The sequence below is a fragment of the Sporofaciens sp. JLR.KK001 genome (assembly GCF_036941055.1).
In the GTDB taxonomy this organism is placed as follows: Bacteria; Bacillota; Clostridia; order Lachnospirales; family Lachnospiraceae; genus Sporofaciens.
Window position 1 is genome coordinate 2,358,279 of sequence record NZ_JAYMNO010000001.1, and the last position, 15,583, is coordinate 2,373,861.

Genomic DNA, 15,583 nt, shown 5'->3' on the forward strand with positions numbered 1-15,583 from the left:
ACCGTAGGAGGATGGAAACGGTCTATGTGCTTGAGTTTCTGTTAGGTCAGTATTGTAGTTCGGATGATGAATCGGTCATCGAGAAAGGCGTACAGAATGTAAAGCATATTCTTGCGGATAACTTTGTACGCCCAGACGAATCGCAGAAAATTCTTTCTCAGCTGCGAAAAAAAGGCAGCCACACAATCATTAATATGGTGACAGTCCGCCTGGATATGAAAAAGGACTGCTTCTTTGCAGAGTTTTCTAATCTGGGAGTTGGCAATGTGCCGATTGCAGATGAATATCCAGAAAAGTTTGACCGGTTGCTCTGCGGTGGTATCTGGTGTATTGTTCAGCTGGACTATGAAGTGGAAGGCGACAATAAAGCACTGGTAAGTCCCACCTCTACAAAGAAATTTCTCCAAACAGTATTTTGATTTCCGGTGGGCAAACGACGGTGGCAAACCTGTTTTATAATATGGGACGCAAGACGGTTGGACTTGTCGGACTTCGGAAGCGGACCTTGATCAGATTGAGAAATTGATATAAAAAGAAAGGCTGAATTATGGAACTCATTTTTGATTATATGGAAAATGATATGCTGCGGCATAAACTAAATGCACTAACACAGAAGACCTATGGATTTGATTTTGAAGATTGGATGGCCGGAGGATATTTTGAGGGCGACTATATTCCGTATTCATTTATGCAGGATGGAAAAATCCTGGCAAATGTATCAGCAAACAGAATGCATTTTATTCAAAACGGAGTCCCTAAGTATTACATACAGCTTGGAACCGTTACGACGGACGAGGCAACTGTCACATGCGTAATTTTCCCTGTAAAGGGAAATGCAGACTTAAACTATGGAGGAAACAATATGCTATATCTAAAAGAAGCAAATATGGAAGATTTAGAGCAAGAATATGAGTTTGTAACAAGCACTCCCGAGAACGAGACTGGGTTTACAAATCCTGAAGCCGGATGCACCAAAGATGAATTTACATACAAGATTTTGCCGGGTTATATCGATGCGGCGAAGGGTGTCGGACTTCAGGAAGGATGGGTGCCGGAGACAGAATTTTTCCTGTGGGAAGATAATATTATTGTCGGATGGTTCAGAATACGGCATTGGCTTACGGAGGAACTGGCAAAAGGTGCAGGACATATAGGATATGGGATCAAGAAGGAATTCAGAGGAAAGGGGTACGCCTCCATAGGCTTGAAACTGACGGTAGAAAAGGCGTGGCAGATGATTCGTGAGGATGAGATTTATATGTCTGTTCACAAGGATAATCCTGCATCGCTTAGAGTACAGATGAAAAATGGTGCGTATATTCATCATGAAGATGAACGGGAGATTTATACCAGAATAAAGAGATAGATTTAAGAGGCAATGAAGATGGACAATCAATATAATAAAACGATCACAGCCTGTTTCACAGGTTATATCGTGCAGGCAGCAGTTAACAATTTTACCCCGCTGCTGTTCTTATTTTTCCAGAGAAACTATGATATCTTATTGTCCCAGATTACGCTTCTGGTGACTTTTAACTTCGGAATACAGTTATTGGTCGACCTTCTTTCGGTCGGATTTGTGGATAAGATAGGGTATCGTATTTCGATGGTGGCAGCCCATGTGTTAGCGGCGGCCGGATTGATACTGCTTACGGTCCTGCCGGAGATGCTGCCGTCTCCTTTTGCCGGGATTTTAATCGCGGTCATGATCTATGCTGTCGGCGGAGGGCTCTTAGAAGTTCTTGTCAGTCCGGTCGTGGAGGCGTGTCCCTCGGATAATAAAGAGAAGGCGATGAGTATGCTGCATTCTTTTTATTGTTGGGGCCATGCGGGAGTTGTATTGATCTCAACATTATTTTTTTATACGGCAGGCATTGAGAATTGGAAAATACTGGCGGTGATATGGGCGCTCATCCCGATCGCGAATGCCTTTGCATTTACCAAGGTCCCGATCGCACCGCTGATGGAAGAGGGAGAGACGGGGTTACGGCTGAAGAAATTGTTTAAGATCAAAGTATTTTGGGTCTTGCTTATCATGATGATATGCGCAGGGGCAAGCGAACAGGCGGTCAGCCAATGGGCATCCACATTTGCGGAGAAGGGGCTTGGGATCTCTAAGACGGCGGGTGATCTGGCCGGGCCGATGGCATTTGCGGTTCTGATGGGGACGTCCAGGTTATTCTACGGGAAATACGGTGACCGTATCCATCTGGAGAAGTTCATGATCTACAGCAGCTGCCTGTGTATTCTGTCTTATCTGGGGATTTCCCTTATACCGGTTCCGCTGCTTAGCCTGGCAGCCTGTGCGGTCTGCGGGATGTCGGTTGGGATTATGTGGCCGGGAACCTTCAGCAAGGCGTCAGCGGCATTGCCGAGAGGAGGGACGGCTATGTTTGCGTTTTTGGCCCTGGGCGGAGACGTGGGCTGCTCCGGCGGGCCGACGGTGGTCGGAATGGTGTCCGGTGTATTGGGTGACGACTTGAAGAAGGGGATTCTGGCAGCGGTTTTGTTTCCCTTGATATTATTGATCGGAATTATCCTCTGCAGAAAGATAGAGTCTGAAGCGGCATAATACATCGTCTCTTGATTTTGCTGTAAGGGTCTGTTATGATGGAAACAGTGCAGTCAAGGAGGAAACCATTGAGCCGATTCGGCAGGAGGGTGGTAAGATTGGCAATTACAGTGAAGGATGTATTGGAGATCGCACAGGCAAAGGGATGTACCCTTGCAGTGGGCAAAGAGAGGCTCAACAGAGTCGTGCGCTATGTGGATTGTATAGAGATTCCCGATATGACGGCATGGATGCGCCCGAACGTGATCTATATTACGACCGGCTACGCGTGCAGCGGGACAAGGGAAGAGATACTCGCGCTGATCCGTAACCTGAACAAGGCTAAGGCTGCCGCGCTTGCGATTAAGTCGCGGTTTATCGGACAGTATCTAAAGGACGCATTAGAGCTGGCTGAGGAGTTCCGTTTCCCGATCATCCTGATGCCGGAAGAGCTTCCGTTTATTGAGCTGAATTATGCAGTGATGGAAGCACTGGTAAAATCACAAAATAACCTGATAGACAAGATGAAGTCCCGGCTTGCAAGGTATAACAGGCGTGAGGCAGACAAGAGGCTTTTTATAGACCTCCTGACCGGTAACGTCACATACGAAGAGGAGAGCAATCTTCGGATCAGTGAACAGAGATGGCCTAAGCCGCCGTACCGGGTCATGCTCATAGAGGCGGAAGAGTTAGGAGACAGGCTTAAGGGGCTTCCAGAAGAGGAAGTGGAAGAGCAGCTGGAAAAAATAGAAGGCAACATCAGAGAAGGGCTGTCCGCCGAGAAATGCACAGGAGTAGTCTTATCTAACAACGGAAGCTTTCCGTGTATCTTGAAGGCGGAAGAGGAGTTCGATCAGGGATGCTTTGAGCGGATCCAGGAGTATATTTCACAGAGAAGCGGCTGTGATATGACCGTCGGCGTATCAGGACAGGGCGTCTCCTATCAGGCGTTCCAGGATGTCTACCGGGAGGCACGGGATGCGGTGGAGATCGCCAGAAGTCAAAGCGGGCAGCAGGTCGTGTGTATCGAGAAGGCCGGCTATTGGAGGATGCTTAAGGATATCAGCAAGCAGCAGGTCTGCCGGGATTATGCGGCAAGCAAGCTGGATGCGCTGATCAGATATGACGAGGAGAACGAGAGCAATCTTCTGGAGACGCTGGAGATATTTGTGAATCATCTGGGAGCAAGAAATATGACCGCGACGAGCCTGTATCTGCACAGGAACACGCTGATGTACCGGATCAAGAAGATCGAGCATCTGACCGGATATAATCTGTCGGATCCGAACAGTATACTGGAATTATCCCTTGCGCTTCATTTAAGAAGATTTATGTGAATAATGGGCAATCAAAAGAGCCCGGCAGAAGGAGTATAACTGCCGGACTCTTTTTTTGTACCCTATCGGGCATCCTGTAATTCATGCCCCTTTCGGGGCGGATGGACTTCCATCCATTCATCTATACCTTGCCGAACGGAGTCTGTCCGTCCGGCGGGTATGCTTACTTCTGTGAGGCGCCGAGAGTCTGAAAATGATTCATAGAGCCGTAGAGGCTTTGGATCCGTGAGAATTCATCTTCGTCGTAGAATTTTAACGTGCCCTTTCCGAAGGCTTTGGCTGTCTCTAACATGAACCTTGCTGCCTCGTCGAGATCCTCCATATGGCTTGCTCCGGTCGCGCAGCCGGGTACGACCGTCTCAGTGGTGACGGCAACGCCTACGACAGGAGCTTTTGTGGCGGTTGCCGGCTGAAGGATACTGTTGATATGAAAGAGGTCATTGCCGTAAGGAGTGATGTCCTGCTGTGTCAGTGCGAATACGCGGGGCAGCTTGCCTGTGGTGATCTGCATGATATCCAGCAGGTCTTCGGAAGTGCGCAGAATATAGCCTTCCTTTACCGTAGGGGATATAGCGAATCCTCTTGCATTCATAATACGGTTTCCTTTGGTAGTATCAACGGACAGTACCGCGTCCAGCTCCGGTGAGAGCTCTTCTGTGTTGACCTGGGACATTTCCACAGGCGAACCCATAAACGGTACGGGTTTGTGCGGAGCGGTAGGAGCGTCCGGGCAAATGTGGGTGGAGATCATCACGTCTCCGTCCAGAAAGTCGCCTTTGTTCTGCATACTGAGGAGCTTGGCTGCAAGCGCGATGGCGACCAGCGCGCCGTCGCCGTCGGATACATACCCGATCCGTTCCGGTCTGGCGCCAAGGCCTCCAAGCCTTCCGAGAAGGCCGATCGTCGGAGCGCTGCCGCCCTTTGATTTGCCGATCACTCCCGGGATCATGACCTTAAGCATATCGGTGGAACCCTTTGGTCCGACCAGGGGATATACTTTGATTTGAGCGCTGGGACGGATCATTTTCAGATAATCTGCGACTCGTTCGCCGTCTGCGCGGCTGCTGTCTATAATTTCGTATGCATCGATCAATTGTTTGAATAACATGTTGCGTTCCCTCTTTTCTGTTTTCTGTGATGTTTTCTATACGCTAGTCTAACACCGGGCATTTTGAAAGTCGATGCGGTTCATGCCTAAAAAAGAGAATGAGATATTGGGCGTTATGCACATAAAAGAATATATAGGCAAAGGATATTATGCACGGTGCACAAAAAATGGTTTTTTTCTGGTGCATGGAAAGCGTTGAGCTTAAAAAATGGCAATGCTATACTTGTGCAAGAAGTGAAAGAATGGAGGGAAATCAAAAATGAAACAAAAAACGGGTACAGTAAATTGTATGATAGCAGCGGTTGTGCTATGCGTACTTGCGGAATTGATCGGACCGTTGAAATTCGAGGTGGCGGGAATCGGTGTTACGATCCTGACGATGATCTGGGTCATTATTATGGGAATACTGTTATCACCAATGCTGTTGGGGAAGGTGATACCGCCGTTGAAAAAGATCATCAGCAGCGCGGAGATCAAGAGGGCGCCGTTTTTGCTGTCGCTTGCACTCTATCCGCTGGGAATTATGTTCGGAATCAACGCGGGGCCGCAGATCGGAATCGTACTGAAGGCGGGACCGGCGCTGATCCTTCAGGAAGCCGGCAATATGATGACGATGCTGATCGCCCTGCCTCTCGGACTTTTGATCGGGCTTGGACGAAGCGCGGTAGGAGGAACCTTCTCTCTGTGCCGTGATACGGCGCTTGGTATCATCGGTGATAAGTATGGTCTGGAATCCAGAGAAGGTATGGGGACGCTCGGAACTTATATCAGCGGAAGCGTGTTTGGAACATTATTCTATTCCTTCCTGGCTCCGGTCGGGCTGATCATAGGCTTCCATCCTTATGCGCTGGCGATGGCGTCAGGAATGGGAAGCGCGTCTATGATGAACGCCGCAACGGCAGCGCTGGCGGACGCAGCGCCGGCGATGTATACAGAACAGATCCTTGCATATTCCGCAACGAGCGGGCTTCTGACGGCAGTAACCGGGGTATATGTGGAAATGTTCCTGTCGCTTCCGCTTGCGAACTGGTATTACCGGCATGTCAATCCGGCAGTCAGCAGACTCCGCATGAAATTATTCAAAGCAGCACCGGAGGAGGTTTAGAAAGATGGCGAATACGGTACAGACAGAAAAAGAAATGACGACATTTGAGAATATACTGGAGCAGATTAAGATCGTTATCGTGATCTACGGTATCATTGCGGTAATCCATATAGTCTCGGTGGGGAACAGCCTTACGGATCTTGGCAAGGCAACGCTTGTCAGCTTTGCGATGGTGGTGGTCTCCATTGTACTGAAAAATGTAGTGAAGAGGCCGAATCTTCCGGGATTCGCATGGGCGACGCTGGTATCGTTCGTGCTGACGATCCCTGTGTCTCCGGTCGGTGATTTTATCGTAACAACTCTGGGGGCGTATACATTCGGGCTGGTAGGCCTTCCGCTTCTGGCCTTCGCCGGAATCGCGGTGGGAGAGCAGTTGGAAGTCTTCAAGAAATTGAGCTGGAAGATCGTCATTATCTCATTTGTCGTTATGGCGTCGACATATTTCGGTTCGGCACTTATTTCCAATATTGTACTGGCGTTGAACGGAATGATTTAATATAATTTAGCAGAAAGGCGGTAAAAGAGATGGAATCTATCGAGAGGATCAAGCAGGATATCATTGCATCAGCAGATGAGAAAAGGACAGAATTTGAGGAAACGAGCAGCTACATCTTCAATCACCCGGAGCTTGCGTTTGAGGAATACAAGTCACAGGCGGCGCTCTGTGAGCTCCTTTTAAAGCATGGGTTTGACGTGACGAAAGGGGTCGGAAGCCTGCCGACAGCCTTTGAAGCGGTCTATGATTCCGGGAAACCGGGGAAGACGGTGGTTCTTATGGGAGAATACGACTGTCTCCCGGAGATCGGACACGGATGCGGACATAATCTGATCGGCACTTCTGCGGCAGGTGCGGGAATCGTACTTAAGGAAGCTATGGAGAAGTATGGAATTGGCGGAATTCTGAAGGTGCTTGGAACTCCTGCGGAGGAGAACGGAAGCGGCAAGGCGATCATGGTTCGGGAGGGAGTGTTTAAGGGAGTAGATGCGGCTCTTTTGATGCATCCTATGGAGACGTCCGTGCCGGATGACATATCATTTGCCTGTGTGACGATGGAATTTGCCTTCAGAGGGAAACCTGCTCATGCGGCTGCCTGTCCGTGGAACGGGGCCAATGCGTTAAGCGGCGTACAGCTGATGTTCCATGCGGTAGATATGATGCGCCTGCATTTCAAGGATTACAGTAGAGTACACGGAATCATTACCGAGGGCGGTACAGCGCATAATACGGTTTCGGACGAGGCGAAAGCGGTGTTCAATATCCGTGCTCTGGATTATGAATATATGATGGAGCTTGTGGAGATCGTCCGTAATTGTGCAAAGGGTGCGGCGATCGCCACGGGAACCGAGGTGGAGGAGAAACAGCTTGGAGAGATTCTTAAGGACATACGGAATGATAAAAAACTGGTTCAGTATGTGCGCAGCAATATGGAACTGATCGGAGAGGATTACATCGAGCGTGATCTGACACAGGGAATCGGTTCTACGGATGTGGGAAATGTGACTCATGAGATTCCGTCGATCCAGTTCTATGTGAAGCTTAAGGAGAATGTGGGTACGCATACCAGAGAATTTGCTCTTGCGTCAGGCGGGGAGGAAGGAAAGAAGAACCTTCACACTTCCGTGCAGCTCTTAGCGCTCAGCGCATGTGACGTATTGATGGAGGAAAATAAATAAAAGCTTTACACTGTATCTGCCTGCTGATATAATAATGTCGGGATAAAAGATAATAACAAATCTATATTTAAGGTATAAGGCCGCAGAGGGTTTTATACCTTTTTAGTGATTTATACGGAAGAGGAGAGCCATGACTAGAAAAGAGATAAAGACCAGGGCGAGGCAGACAGTTAAGAAGCATTACATGATGTTGGTGATGGTGAGCCTGATAGCAGTATTTTTGGGATTGCAGAGTTCGAGTTTTGATAATTTTGTGAGGATGTATTCTTCCGAAAGTGTTGGGACAGCTGCGGAAGGTAAGACGGACACAAGAGTAGCAGTGGGAAATACAGGGCTTATTGACGTGCTTAACCAGACCATGTCCGGGAACACGGAGGAGGGAAGACAGCTCTCGGAGGCTCTTAAGAAGGAGGAAATAGAGCGGTCGGGGGAGGAGAACAGAATATTGGGAAGAAGCCGGGGCGCGTTATCTAAGATCGTTAATGGGATAACGTCCGGCTCTTTGTTCGTTATGTTTGTATCAGGAATCAATTCCTTATCCGGCTCAAAGAATCTGGGAAGCCTGATTCTTATTATGCTGGCTTTCGCAGGTGTGCTGGGATTCAATTTCCTGATCGTCAACACATATACGGTGATCTCGGCGAGGATGTTTTTGGAAGGAAGGATCTACGATAAGCTGCCGGCTCAGCGTTTTGTATTTCTGCTGCGTGTGAAGAGGTGGATGAAAGTATCACTGGCGATGCTTAAGTACACTATCTATCAGGCCTTGTGGATGCTGACGGTCATAGGCGGTGTGATCAAATACTATTCTTATTCCCAGGTTCCCTATATCCTGGCAGAGAATCCGGACCTTACCGGACGGGAGGCTATTACGCTGTCAAGGAGGATGATGCGGGGGCATAAGTGGGAGCGCTTTTTGCTGGATTGTTCTTTTATCGGATGGAGTATCCTGGGCGCGTGCACCTTTGGGCTGTCGGAGGTGTTCTATTCGCTTCCCTATCAGTCGGCGTCCTTCTGTGAATATTATGTGAGACTGCGCGGGAAGGCGAAAGAGTCGGGGATCCTGGGGACAGAGCTGCTGAATGACAGATATCTGTATGAGAGGGCAGCGGATGACGTACTGTGGGAAGCATACATGGATGTGCTGGAGTGGGAAGAAGACACTGAACTTCAGGAAGAGAGGCCGGGAGGGAGTCGAAGAGTCCTTGCTGACTGGTTCGGTATATTGCTTGGCAGTTCACAGGAAGAGCGTGCCTACGAAGAGAGAAGGGAACGAGAGGTTCGGCTCGGCATGCTTAAGGATGCGGCGGAGGGAAGAATGTATCCCGGCAGACTGTCCCGGTTCCCGGAGGCGGCGAAGCAGAAGAGGGTGGAGACTTTTCATTATATGCGGCGTTATTCGGTCTGGTCGCTGGTGCTGTTGTTTTTTATATTTTCCTTTATCGGATGGTGCTGGGAGGTGAGCCTTCATCTGGTGCTGGACGGAGTGTTTGTGAACCGCGGCGCTCTTCACGGGCCGTGGCTTCCGATCTATGGTTCGGGCGGAGTTCTGCTCCTTACGCTGCTTAACCGGGTGAGAAGCAGTCCGGTTAAGGAATTCTTCTGCATCATATTCGTATGCGGAATGGTCGAATACTGGACATCTTATTATCTGGAAGTGGTTTATGACGGGATGAAATGGTGGGACTACAGCGGATATTTCCTGAACCTGAACGGCAGGATATGTGCGGAAGGGCTGTTGGTCTTCGGGATCGGGGGAATGGTGTTCGTCTACATCGCGGCGCCGCTTCTGGATAACCGGATCCGGGTAATCAGGAAGCAGGTCTTAGTATGGAGCTGTCTGCTCCTTTTGGGGATGTATGCTGCGGATACGGTTTATTCTGCCGGGCATCCCAATGAAGGGGACGGGATTACGGACTATGAAGTCCAGAGCCGCTTTCCTGACCTGCATGAGCCTGCGGTATGGGTGGATCAGCAGGGACATTACGGAACACAGGAGGGTTATATATGCTGGCAGTAATTTTATCCCCATTATATGTATTGGTTCATATTTATATTGCGAGATGGATGTACCGGTGGGTGAAGAAATGTCTGAGAATAGATTCTCATCAATATTTTAAATGGTTTTGGTTCGCGGTGGTTATCGTGTACCTTCTTTTTGCCACGGCTATGGGTGTAGGCTTCCTTCTCCCGACAGGTGCGGTTAAACGCTTCTTCGTGAGGTCGGGGAATTACTGGCTTGGAATATTGCTGCATGTGATCCTGGTCGTTGCGGCGGCGGATGCCATCCGTCTGATTCTTAAGAGGTGCAGACGGATCGATCAGGAGAAGCTGGCAAGCCGCAGGGTATTTGCAGCGGCGGGAATCTTCTGCGCCGCTGCCGTCACGGCATTGGGCGTGTGGGGAGTGGTCAATGCAAGGATCATCCATACGACGAGATATGAGACGGTAATACACAAGGATGCCGGATCTATAGATCAGATGAAGGTGGTCTTGGTGGCCGACCTGCATATGGGTTATAATATCGGATGCAGTCACATTCGCAGGATGGCGGAGCGAATCAATGCGGAGGAGCCGGATCTGGTGGTGATAGCCGGGGACATCTTCGACAATGAGTATGAGGCTTTAGAGGATCCAGAGGAGCTGATCGATATCTTTAAGGGGATTAAGAGCAGATACGGCGTCTATGCCTGTTATGGGAATCATGATATCAGCGAGAAGATACTAGCAGGATTTACTTTTGGGGGAAACGGCCAAGAGAAGCAGAGTGATATCAGGATGGATGAATTCCTTGATAAGGCAGGAGTTACACTGCTTCGCGACGAGTCGGTGCTGATCGCGGACAGTATCTATCTGTACGGCCGGCCGGACAGGCAGCGCCCGGGACGGGGGATAGATAAAAGAAAGACGCCGGAAGAGATCACGGAAGGTATGGATCTGTCGAAGCCTGTTTTTGTGATCGATCATCAGCCAAAGGAGCTTCAGGAGTTGGCTGACGCAGGAGTGGACCTGGATCTGTGCGGACATACCCATGACGGGCAGATGTTTCCGGGGACTCTGACGGTCCGCCTGATGTGGGAGAATGCCTGCGGGTATCTGAAGAAGGACGATATGCACAATATTGTGACCTCAGGGGTGGGGATCTTCGGACCTGATATGAGGGTCGGTACGATCGCTGAGATCTGTTCGGTCACTGTGAAATTTGAGGGGCAGAAGGTTTTATAAGCTGTTGAAAACAAACATAAGTTCTGGTATGATAATAAAAAACAGATGTGGACATACTGTTATTGTGAACAGAGAACTATATGTGCTGACAAAGGGCGGGGTGATGATATGTCAGAGCATAACCACACGTATATTGCAATAGATTTGAAATCATTTTATGCTTCTGTGGAATGTGTAGAGAGAGGTTTGGATCCTATGACTACCAATCTGGTTGTCGCGGACTTAAGCCGTACAGAGAAGACGATCTGTCTGGCGGTATCGCCCTCTCTGAAAGCTTACGGGATCTCAGGCCGTGCGAGACTGTTTGAGGTAGTGCAAAGGGTGAGGGAGGTCAACGCGAAGAGGCAGAGCCAGGCGCCGCAGCGCAGATTTGACGGCGCTTCGTACGATGACACAGAGTTAAAGGCGTCGCCGGAAAAAGCGCTGGATTATATCGTTGCGCCGCCGAGGATGGCGCATTATGTGGACTATAGTACGAGGATATATGAAGTTTATCTGAGATATGTCGCGCCGGAGGATTGTCATGTATATTCTATCGATGAGATCATGATGGACGTCACCCATTATCTGAACACGTATCAGATGACGGCGCGCGAACTGGCAGGCAGGATCATTCAGGATATCCATGCTGAGACGGGGATTACGGCTACGGCAGGAATCGGAACGAATCTGTATCTGTGCAAGGTGGCCATGGATATTGTGGCAAAGCACATTCCGCCGGATAAGAACGGCGTGCGGGTCGCCAGCCTGAATGAAAAAAGCTACCGGCGGATCCTGTGGGCGCATCAGCCGATCACGGATTTCTGGCGTATCGGGAGAGGGTATGCGAAGAAGCTGGCAGAGCACGGCATGTTTACCATGGGGGATGTGGCGAGATGTTCCATCGGGAGAGCGGATGAGTTTTACAATGAGGATCTGCTCTACAAATTATTCGGGATCAATGCGGAGCTTCTGATCGACCATGCATGGGGATGGGAACCCTGCACGATGAAGGATATCAAGGCGTATAAGCCCAGTGTGAATTGCTTAAGCTCCGGGCAGGTACTACATGAACCGTATACTGCAAAAAAAGCGCGGATTATTGTCAGGGAGATGACGGAGATGCTTGTACTGAATCTGGTGGACAAGCGTCTGGTTACAGATCAGATCGTTCTGACAGTAGGCTATGACAGAGAGACACTGTCAGACCCGGATGTGAAGCGCTCTTACGGAGGTGAGATCACAATGGACCGCTATGGCCGTTCGGTTCCCAAGCATGCTCATGGGACGGCGAATCTTGCAGGACAGACTTCCTCTACGAAGATGATCGTGAAGGCTGTGCTGGAATTATATGACAGGATCGTCAATCCCAAGTTTTTAGTTCGAAGGATCACATTGGGAGCCAATCATGTGGTGGACGAGGAGTCGGTTGTGAAGGAACCCGTTTTCGAACAGATGGATCTGTTTACGGACTATGCTGCTCTGCGAAGAGAGCAGGAGGCGGAGGAGGAAGAGAGAAGACGGGAGAGAAGCCTGCAGCAGGCTATGCTGGATATTAAGAAGAAATATGGGAAGAATGCGATACTGAAAGGAACGAATCTGCTGGAGGGTGCGACAGCAATGGAGCGGAATCAGCAGATCGGCGGACATAGGGCATGAAGCTAAGAAGATATAAGGAAATTCATAAGTATGATGATATGATCGATCTGGCGCACCATGTATCCGGGACGCATCCGCATATGCCCGTTGAGGACCGGGCGGCGCAGTTTGCCCCGTTTGCGGCTTTGACGGGACATCACGAGGCAGTCAGGGAGACTGCACGGCTGACGGAGGAGCGGATAGAGATCGATGAGAACTGCAAGGCGGTTCTGGACGGTAAATTACAGAATATCTATGAGCATCTGGACCTGGAGCCTTCCGTATCCATTACCTATTTTGTGCCGGATCCAAAGAAGCCGGGAGGGGCTTATGTGACGGTCAGCGGATGCGTCAGGAAGATCAGGGAACATGAGCGGACGGTGGTGCTGACGGACGGAACGGAGATACCGATCGATGAGATTACCGATATTGTAGAGGGGAAGGAAGATCCTATAGATGAGGTTGCAGATACAGAGGGAGGACAGCGTATATGATGATTTTGCTTGGGATACTTATTCCGTTTATAGGGACGGCTGCGGGCGCGGCGTGCGTCCTGTTTATGAGGCATGAATTAAAACCGCTGCTTCAGAAGTCACTGCTTGGATTTGCAGCCGGGGTGATGGTTGCGGCTTCTGTGTGGTCATTGCTGATCCCGGCAATGGATATGTCAGAGTATATGGGAAGATTTGCATTTGTTCCGGCAGCAGTCGGATTCCTTCTGGGAATTGGTTTTCTGCTGCTGCTTGACCATATCGTTCCCCATCTTCATGTTGGAAGTGAGAAGTCTGAGGGTCCCAGAAGTTCGCTGAACAAATCTACGAAGCTTATTCTGGCAGTCACCATCCATAATATACCGGAGGGAATTTCAAGCGGCGCCGTGTTTGCGGGGCTTTTGACTCATAATGCCGATGTGACGCTTGCAGGGGCATTTGCTCTGTCGATCGGAATTGCCATTCAGAACCTTCCAGAAGGATTTATCGTATCGCTTCCGGTCAGAAGCGATGGAGGAAGCAGAGGGAAGGCATTTTTGTACGGAACATTATCAGGCATCGTGGAGCCGATAGCTGGAGGGATCACGGTGCTGCTTGCGGCATATATCACTCCGGTCCTCCCATATCTTCTTGCGTTTGCGGCCGGAGCGATGATCTATGTAGTGGTAGAAGAACTGGTGCCGGAGTCGGCGCAGGGAGAGCACAGTAATATTGGAACCATCGGATTTGCAGCCGGGTTCGTGTTGATGATGATACTGGATGTGGCGCTTGGATAGTGTATGGGATATATGGAAAGGGAATTCGGAAGTTATGAAGATTACGCTGATAACAGTGGGAAAGATTAAGGAAAGGTATCTGAGGGACGCTGCTGCGGAGTATGTGAAGAGGCTGGGCAAATACTGTAAGCTGGAGATCATAGAGACCGCGGATGAGAAGACGCCGGATCATGTCAGTGAAACCATGGAGGAAGCGATACGGGCTAAGGAGGCGGAGCGGATATTGAAGTATATTCGGGAGGATGCTTTTGTGATTACCCTTGAGATCCAGGGAAAGCAGTTATCGTCAGAAGAACTGGCGGAGAAGATCGAGACGCTTGGCGTGCAGGGGAAGAGCCATATCATCTTCATTATCGGCGGTTCGATCGGACTTGGGAGGGACGTATTGGCGAAGTCGGATCTTGCGCTGAGTTTTTCGAGGATGACATTCCCTCACCAGTTGATGAGAGTGATTCTGTTGGAGCAGATATACAGAAGCTATCGGATCATTCAGAAAGAACCATATCACAAATAAGGGTGAAGTTTTGCAGAGGTTATGATGTGAGTGATGAATTAAGAGCGTTCCTTGATTATATGGCGGTAGATACTCGAAAAGGCAGAGAATTTGTAATCGACGTGATGGTTGAGATAACAGAAGATTTTTCGATTGCGCTAAAATGGATTTTAGGCAACCCTAACAGTATTTGAAAGACGGATAAATATATTGGCCTATTCTTAAAAAATATGATAAAATACAAATAAAAGCAGGAGGTGAGGCCGTGAATACAGATACTACCATAGCAAAAAATATCCGTGTGGCTGATGAAAAAGCCAGCTATGACGCGGCCTGCAAGCGGCTGCTTTCGGAAAAGATTATTTTAGCATGGATTATGAAGAACTGCCTGGAAGAATATCGTGGCTGTGATGTGGAAGAGATTGCGGAAAAATATATTGAGGGCACGCCGCAGGTGGGTGAAGCGGCAGTCGCTTTGGATGAATCCAACCGTGTTTCTATGATACAGGGAGTTGGAAATGAAGATACTTCTCTGACGGAGGGGACTGTGACCTATGATATCCGCTTTCTTGCGACAGCTCCTATATCCGGGGAATTGATTCGTTTAATTATCAATACTATTACTGCAGCCGGATGATTTCCGCCCAATATGGAACAGAGTTTATAAATTCCCACTATGAGAATATCAAAAAAGTATACAGCATATGGATTTGTATGAATCCGCCAAAGAGCCGTGAAAACAGCATTACTCGTTATTACATTGCGGAAGAAAATCTGGTGGGTAGTGTAAAGGAACAAAAAGCGGATTATGATTTGATGGCGGCTGTTATGATTTGTCTTGGGAAAGAGACGGATTCGGGTACGGATTTATTGAAATTGTTGAATGTGCTTCTGTCCACGGAGACAGGTTCACAGAACAAGTGCCAGATATTGGAGGAAGATTTTCATATCAGAATGACTCAGACATTGGAAAGTGAGGTGTCGCTTATGTGTAATTTAAGTAAGGGTGTGGAGGAGAAAGGAATTCAGAAGGGAATTCAGAAGGGAATTGATAAAGGAATCACAGCAATGATTTTAACACTGAAAGAGCTGCAGATATCAAGTGACGTTATTCTGAAACAAATCTGTGAAAAGTTTGGCCTGACAGAAGAAACTGCAGAAATGTACTTGAAAGAAATAAGTTAAATATTTCAGGCAGAGCATTTT

Annotated in this window: 16 protein-coding genes and 1 pseudogene; 16 read left to right on the forward strand and 1 reads right to left on the reverse strand. The window is 48.9% G+C overall.

The window, feature by feature from the left end:
- Positions 1–20: 20 nt before the first annotated feature.
- The 4 genes and pseudogenes from VSQ62_RS12285 to VSQ62_RS12300 form a co-directional block, all read left to right on the forward strand.
- Positions 21–493: pseudogene (locus tag VSQ62_RS12285) on the forward strand (anti-phage BREX system Lon protease BrxL); the annotation flags it as partial.
- A gap of 54 nt (positions 494–547) precedes the next feature.
- Positions 548–1,366, forward strand: a complete 819-nt coding sequence (locus tag VSQ62_RS12290) for a GNAT family N-acetyltransferase (protein WP_334635202.1) — start codon at positions 548–550, stop codon at positions 1,364–1,366.
- A gap of 18 nt (positions 1,367–1,384) precedes the next feature.
- Positions 1,385–2,572 carry an MFS transporter gene (locus VSQ62_RS12295; protein ID WP_334635203.1) on the forward strand — a complete coding sequence of 396 codons (1,188 nt, stop codon included), beginning with the start codon at positions 1,385–1,387 and terminating at the stop codon, positions 2,570–2,572.
- Positions 2,573–2,670: 98 nt separating this feature from the next.
- The gene (locus VSQ62_RS12300) at positions 2,671–3,888 is read left to right on the forward strand and encodes a PucR family transcriptional regulator (RefSeq protein ID WP_334635204.1); all 1,218 of its coding nucleotides are present in this window, start codon (positions 2,671–2,673) and stop codon (positions 3,886–3,888) included.
- Between the two features lie 163 nt (positions 3,889–4,051).
- Here VSQ62_RS12300 and VSQ62_RS12305 read toward each other — a convergent pair whose 3' ends face one another.
- Complete coding sequence (locus VSQ62_RS12305; protein ID WP_334635205.1) at positions 4,052–4,996, reverse strand: DUF1177 domain-containing protein; 945 nt, start codon at positions 4,994–4,996, stop codon at positions 4,052–4,054.
- 259 nt (positions 4,997–5,255) lie between these two features.
- Here VSQ62_RS12305 and VSQ62_RS12310 point away from each other — a divergent pair, with 259 nt between their 5' ends.
- The 12 genes from VSQ62_RS12310 (at position 5,256) to VSQ62_RS12365 (ending at position 15,562) form a co-directional block, all read left to right on the forward strand.
- Positions 5,256–6,101 carry a DUF3100 domain-containing protein gene (locus VSQ62_RS12310; protein ID WP_334635206.1) on the forward strand — a complete coding sequence of 282 codons (846 nt, stop codon included), beginning with the start codon at positions 5,256–5,258 and terminating at the stop codon, positions 6,099–6,101.
- 4 nt (positions 6,102–6,105) lie between these two features.
- Positions 6,106–6,597, forward strand: a complete 492-nt coding sequence (locus VSQ62_RS12315; protein ID WP_334635207.1) for a hypothetical protein — start codon at positions 6,106–6,108, stop codon at positions 6,595–6,597.
- A gap of 29 nt (positions 6,598–6,626) precedes the next feature.
- Complete coding sequence (locus tag VSQ62_RS12320) at positions 6,627–7,775, forward strand: M20 family metallopeptidase (RefSeq protein WP_334635208.1); 1,149 nt, start codon at positions 6,627–6,629, stop codon at positions 7,773–7,775.
- Between the two features lie 130 nt (positions 7,776–7,905).
- Positions 7,906–9,795 (forward strand): DUF975 family protein, encoded by a 1,890-nt coding sequence (locus tag VSQ62_RS12325; protein ID WP_334635209.1) that lies wholly within the window; start codon positions 7,906–7,908, stop codon positions 9,793–9,795.
- The gene (locus tag VSQ62_RS12330; protein ID WP_334635210.1) at positions 9,783–11,000 is read left to right on the forward strand and encodes a metallophosphoesterase; all 1,218 of its coding nucleotides are present in this window, start codon (positions 9,783–9,785) and stop codon (positions 10,998–11,000) included. The genes VSQ62_RS12325 and VSQ62_RS12330 overlap by 13 nt, the downstream gene beginning before the upstream one ends.
- A gap of 108 nt (positions 11,001–11,108) precedes the next feature.
- Entirely contained in the window at positions 11,109–12,638 is a 1,530-nt protein-coding gene (locus VSQ62_RS12335) for a Y-family DNA polymerase (protein ID WP_334635211.1), read from the forward strand.
- On the forward strand, positions 12,635–13,111 hold the full coding sequence (locus VSQ62_RS12340; protein WP_334635212.1) for a hypothetical protein: 477 nt from the start codon (positions 12,635–12,637) through the stop codon (positions 13,109–13,111). Before VSQ62_RS12335 ends, VSQ62_RS12340 begins: the two co-directional genes overlap by 4 nt.
- On the forward strand, positions 13,108–13,884 hold the full coding sequence (locus VSQ62_RS12345; protein ID WP_334635213.1) for a ZIP family metal transporter: 777 nt from the start codon (positions 13,108–13,110) through the stop codon (positions 13,882–13,884). The genes VSQ62_RS12340 and VSQ62_RS12345 overlap by 4 nt, the downstream gene beginning before the upstream one ends.
- A 34-nt stretch (positions 13,885–13,918) precedes the next feature.
- Positions 13,919–14,398 carry a 23S rRNA (pseudouridine(1915)-N(3))-methyltransferase RlmH gene (gene rlmH / locus VSQ62_RS12350; RefSeq protein WP_334637646.1) on the forward strand — a complete coding sequence of 160 codons (480 nt, stop codon included), beginning with the start codon at positions 13,919–13,921 and terminating at the stop codon, positions 14,396–14,398.
- A 26-nt stretch (positions 14,399–14,424) separates the two neighbouring features.
- A complete protein-coding gene (locus VSQ62_RS12355) occupies positions 14,425–14,571 on the forward strand; it encodes a hypothetical protein (protein ID WP_334635214.1) in 147 nt (48 codons plus the stop codon).
- A gap of 71 nt (positions 14,572–14,642) precedes the next feature.
- Positions 14,643–15,014 carry a hypothetical protein gene (locus VSQ62_RS12360; RefSeq protein WP_334635215.1) on the forward strand — a complete coding sequence of 124 codons (372 nt, stop codon included), beginning with the start codon at positions 14,643–14,645 and terminating at the stop codon, positions 15,012–15,014.
- A gap of 77 nt (positions 15,015–15,091) precedes the next feature.
- Complete coding sequence (locus tag VSQ62_RS12365) at positions 15,092–15,562, forward strand: hypothetical protein (RefSeq protein ID WP_334635216.1); 471 nt, start codon at positions 15,092–15,094, stop codon at positions 15,560–15,562.
- Positions 15,563–15,583 lie beyond the last annotated feature (21 nt).